This window comes from Mycobacterium sp., assembly GCF_049673265.1.
Taxonomy (GTDB): Bacteria; Actinomycetota; Actinomycetes; order Mycobacteriales; family Mycobacteriaceae; genus Mycobacterium.
This window is the reverse complement of sequence record NZ_JBATXN010000564.1, coordinates 1-4,960: the sequence shown is the minus strand read 5'-3', so window position 1 is coordinate 4,960 and position 4,960 is coordinate 1. Positions and strand designations below refer to the sequence as shown.

Sequence of the window (4,960 nt, the reverse complement as noted above, 5' to 3'; positions counted from 1 at the left end):
CGAGGTGGTCCCGGGGCCGGTGGCGCCGACACCCGCGCCGCCCGCACCCCCGCTGCCCGCCGAGGCGGCCGTGTCGACAGGAGGCGGCTCATGAAGCGGGTCGTCCGCCGGTGCAGACCGGGCCTGGCCCTCCTGGCGGCCGCTATCACGCTGACGTCATGCGCGAGCTGGCACGGAATCGCAAATGTGCCCATGCCCGGCGGCCCGGGCACCGGAGCCGGCTCCTACACCATCTACGTCCAGATGCCAGACACGTTGGCGCTCAACGATAACAGCCGGGTGCGGGTGGCCGATGTCTTCGTCGGCACGGTCCGCGCGGTCAGCCTGAAGAACTGGGTCCCCACGCTGACGCTGAGCCTGAACAAGAGCGTCAAGCTGCCCAAGAACGCCACCGCGAAGATCGGGCAGACCAGCCTGCTGGGTTCGCAGCATATCGAGCTGGCCGCGCCGCTCGACCCGTCGCCGGAGCCGCTGAAAAACGGCGACACCATCCCACTGAAGAACGCGTCGGGCTACCCCACGACCGAGCAGACGTTGGCCAGCCTCGCCCTGATCCTGCGCGGAGGCGGTATCCCGAATGTCGAAACGTTGCAGAACGAGGTCTACAACATCGTCAACGGGCGAGCCGACCAGATCCGGGCGTTCCTCGGCAAGCTGGACACCTTCACCGCCCGGCTCGACGAGCAAGCCGATGACATCAACCGAGCCATCGATTCCACCAATGGGCTGTTGGCGTACGCGGCTTCCCGCGCGGACGTTCTCGATCGGGTGTTCACCGAATTCAATCCGCTGATCAAGCATTTCGCCGACAAACAGAACCTGTTCATCAACGCTGTCGACGCGACGGGACGGCTCGGCCAGGTTGCCAACAAATACCTGGCCCCCTCACGGAGCAACCTCCATCAGGACATGTTGTCGCTGCAGTGCCCGTTGCGGGAACTCGGCCGTGCCTCACCGTATTTGATCCAGGCACTCAAGCTGATCCTCGTCCAGCCGTTCGATATCGACGCGGTGCCGAAGTCCTTCCGCGGTGACTATTTCAACCTGTCGCTGACGGTTGACCTGACCATGAGCTCCGTCGACAACGCGGTGCTCACCGGGACCGGATTCTCCGGAGCGCTGCGTGCGCTCGAGCAGTCGTACGGCCGCGATCCCCAAACGATGATTCCGGACGTCCGGTACACACCAAACCCGAACGACGCCCCCGGCGGTCCGCTGGTCGAAAGGGCGGACCGGCAATGTTAACTCGCTTGGTCTGGCGCCAGCTGATCACGTTCGGCGTCATAACTCTCGTCACGGCAATTGCCTTGGGCTGGTATTACTTACGGGTTCCCACCGCGATGGGGATCGGACAGTACACGCTGAAAGCGGACCTGCCCACCTCGGGCGGTTTGTACAAGACGGCCAACGTGACCTATCGCGGTCAGACCATCGGCAAGGTCACCGCCGTCGAGCCCACCGAGACCGGTGTGCAGGCGACGATGAGCATCGGGGACCAGTACCAGATCCCCGTCGATGCTTCGGCGAATGTGCATTCGGTGTCGGCAGTCGGCGAGCAGTATCTGGACCTGGTGTCGCGAGACAACCCGGGCAAATATTTCTCGCCGGGACAGACCATCACCAAGGCCAGCGTGCCCGCCGACATCGGGCCGGCGCTGGACGCCGCCAACCGTGGCCTGGCGGTGCTGCCCAAGGAGAAGATCAGCAAGTTGCTCGACGAGACAGCCCAAGCCGTCGGTGGGCTGGGGCCCGCCTTGCAGCGGCTGGTCGACGCGACTCAGGCGATTGCCGGTGACTTCAAGACCAACCTCTCCGAGGTCGACGACATTGTTGAAAATTCCGCACCGATCTTGGACAGCCAGGTCGACTCGAGCGAAGCGATCAAACGCTGGTCGCACCACCTGAATACGCTTGCCGCGCAGTCTGCGCAAAACGATCAGCATGTGCAGAGCATCCTCACTCAAGGGGCACCGACCGCCGATCAGGTCAACTCGCTGTTCAGCGGGATCCGTGAGTCGCTTCCGCGGACGTTGGCCAATCTCGAGATCGTGCTCGAGATGCTCAAGCGCTACCACAAGGGCGTCGAGCAGATACTGGTATTCCTGCCGCAGAACGTTGCGGCAGGACAGACGGAGACGGTGTCATTTCCCGGTTACGCATCGCTTGATACCGCGCTGACGATCAACCAGCCACCGCCGTGTATGACCGGCTTCTTGCCGGCACCTCAGTGGCGATCTCCGGCGGACACCAGCCTGGCGCCGCTGCCGTCCGGACTGTATTGCAAGGTCCCGCAAGACAATCCGGCTAACGTCGTGCGCGGAGCTCGCAACATTCCGTGTGTCGATGTCCCCGGTAAGCGGGCCGCGACGCCGCGGGAGTGCCGCGACCCCAAACCGTACGTTCCGTTGGGCACCAACCCGTGGTACGGCGACCCCAACCAGATCCGGAATTGCCCGGCACCGGGCGCGCGATGCGACCAGCCGGTCGATCCCGGCCACGTGATACCGGCGCCGTCGGTCAACACCGGCCTCAACCCAGCGCCCGCCGACAAGCTGCCGCCAGCCGGGCAGACGCCGCCGCCGAAGAGCGACCCGTTGCAGCGGCCGGGCTCGGGCACCGTGCAATGCAATGGGCAACAACCCAATCCCTGCGTCTACGTTCCCGGCGGGCCGCCCGCGGCCGTCTACAGCCCGCAGAGCGGTGAGCTCGAAGGGCCCGACGGTGTGAAGTACGCGGTCGACAATTCGAGCAAAACAGGAGACGACGGGTGGAAGGACATGCTGGCGCCGGCCGGCTGAGCTGCGCGACCTGCCGCACACTGCCGCTTCCGGCCGCGTAACCTCAGGGTCGAAGCCGTCAGTGAGCCTTGGCCGCTTGTTGGGCCATCTGCTTGAGCATGCCGTCGTGGATGATGTCGAGTCGGGAGCGGGCTTCCGTGCACACCAACGGGTCGCGGATGACGGTGAGTTGGTTGTCCTGCTTGGATTCTCCGCCGGTGGACCAGTTCGTTGAGCCGGTGATGACGTCGACTCCGTCGATCAGCACCATCTTCAAGTGCATGATCGCCGACTTCTCGCTGTGGCCGATCGCGATGCTGTTCCCGATTTTTTGGTTGAGCCACGGGGCCAGGAGGGCGTGCTCGGCCTTTCCTGAGGCTTGAGTGGAGTCGAGACTCATTTGCACATACATGTTTTCGTTGTTCAGCGCGGACTGAAGCACCGAGTTTAGTTCTGGGTCGTCGTAGCCGTACATCGCGACCACGATGCTCTTGTTGGCCGACGTCAACAGGGCCTTGAGCGCTTCGTGCACTTGGTCGACCGGGCTGTAGAACGTGCGGGTGGTGTCGGGGTAGCCCGGCGGAAACGGCGCGGCTTTGTACTGGTCCAGTTCGGTCAGCGAACCAAGTGCCATGGCAGGTGCTCCTTTACAACGCTAGATTGGTCCAGTCTGTCGGGTCAGCGCTGAGCTGTTGCTGCTCGGCGGTCAGGTTCGGCAGGTAACCCGGGTTGTCGCGACGGCGCACCAGCACGCTCGGATGCACCAGCGCATCGGCGCCGAGCGGACGGACCCGTCGCCCCACGAGGTACCACAACTTGCCGTTGTCATGGATCGGTGCATCGGCGAAGTCCTCAGTCACCGCGCACTGCTCGCGATAGGCGTCCACGTCGATCGCCAGGTCGCCGACCACGCCGTCCACGACCCACTTCAGCGCGATCGTGGCGAGCCGGTGATCGGGCATGAACGTGCCGCCCACATCGGCGTGCACGCCGGCGAACCACCGCTCCTCGAGCCCGACGGGGTGGCGTTCGACGAGGTATTCGCGATAGGGGCGACGGCGTTCGTCGATCGAGACGGCGTGGCGGATGCGCGCGACGTTGGGCAGCGACCGGGTGTAGGGCCAGCGCAGGGAGCCGAATCGCAGGAAGCCGGCCGCCTTGACGGTGTCCCACAACCCGAGATAGGCCACCGGTACCGCGTAGTGCCACACCTGATTCGGGCTGTTTTGCCGCACGGTGGAAAACAGTGGCTCGTTCTCGGTGCGCCAGCAGAACGCGCGGGCAAACTCGGCCCAATGGTCGAACTCGTTTTGCGTGAAATCTCGGTTGATGGCGTATTTTTCGACGGCATACGGCAGCAGGTTCTCCGAGCCGGGCCGCATCAGTCCCGGCCGCAGCAGCATGCCCGCCAGCGCGCGCGCCGTGTAGGCGCCGCGGCTGAACCCGAAGATGTAGACCGCGTCGCCGGGGCGCCAATGCTGCATGAGATACCGGTATGCCTGTGCGACATTGTCTTTCAGGCCCACCCCGAACGCCTGCTCGATTAGCAGCGTCAGGGTGCGATGGATCGCCGAGTGCGCGGAAGCCGGTGCCAGTGTGCCCACACCGGGCTCGTAGTAGGTCAGCTGGCTGGCCGGATCGTTCTTCTCCAGCATCTCGAATAGCTTGGCGACGTTGGTGAGATTTCCCGCGCCGACTTGGTTGGCGGTGCCGTCAAAACACAGGACGATCCGCTTGCTCACGTGCGGGACTTTACGCGGCGCTACCGTTGCCGCATGACACTTCCGCCATTCCAGGCCACGGTGTTGCCGGTCCTCGAGCGAATGTTGAAGCGCTAGTTGCGGTCACACCGGCCACCTACGCACCAAGAAGTCGGGGCACACATGGTTTTGGAAATGAACGCACATGCGATATCACCCTGGCTCTGATATCACATGCGTATTCAAAATCGCAGAAGCAACTAGCCCTTCAGCCAGTGACTCAAGTGTCTGGTGATATCCCTGAAGCGCGCCCCGCAGAACGCTAGAACGCCAGAACGCTAGAACGTGTTGACCAGCGTCTGTTGTTCGCTCATCTGGCGGGCCATGGTGTAGTGGTGGTAGTGCATCGCGCACTTGACCACGCAGATGAACAACAGGCCTGGATCGGACCGTCGACGCAGCATGGTCGTCATCCGACGGCGA

At 63.8% G+C, this 4,960-nt stretch carries 4 protein-coding genes; 2 read left to right on the top strand and 2 right to left on the bottom strand.

Annotated features, from left to right (window positions below; all coding sequences use genetic code 11):
- Positions 1 to 90: 90 nt before the first annotated feature.
- Both WBF82_RS19275 and WBF82_RS19270 read left to right on the top strand, forming a co-directional pair.
- Positions 91 to 1,245: a virulence factor Mce family protein gene (locus WBF82_RS19275; protein ID WP_424384546.1), complete on the top strand. Its 1,155-nt coding sequence runs from the start codon at positions 91 to 93 to the stop codon at positions 1,243 to 1,245.
- Complete coding sequence (locus WBF82_RS19270) at positions 1,239 to 2,798, top strand: MCE family protein (RefSeq protein WP_424384545.1); 1,560 nt, start codon at positions 1,239 to 1,241, stop codon at positions 2,796 to 2,798. The genes WBF82_RS19275 and WBF82_RS19270 overlap by 7 nt, the downstream gene beginning before the upstream one ends.
- 58 nt (positions 2,799 to 2,856) lie before the next feature.
- Here WBF82_RS19270 and WBF82_RS19265 read toward each other — a convergent pair whose 3' ends face one another.
- Together WBF82_RS19265 and WBF82_RS19260 are read right to left on the bottom strand one after the other, a co-directional pair.
- On the bottom strand, positions 2,857 to 3,411 hold the full coding sequence (locus WBF82_RS19265) for a phospholipase D-like domain-containing protein (protein WP_424384544.1): 555 nt from the start codon (positions 3,409 to 3,411) through the stop codon (positions 2,857 to 2,859).
- A 13-nt stretch (positions 3,412 to 3,424) separates the two neighbouring features.
- Positions 3,425 to 4,519, bottom strand: a complete 1,095-nt coding sequence (locus WBF82_RS19260) for a DUF2235 domain-containing protein (protein ID WP_424384543.1) — start codon at positions 4,517 to 4,519, stop codon at positions 3,425 to 3,427.
- Positions 4,520 to 4,960: the final 441 nt, after the last annotated feature.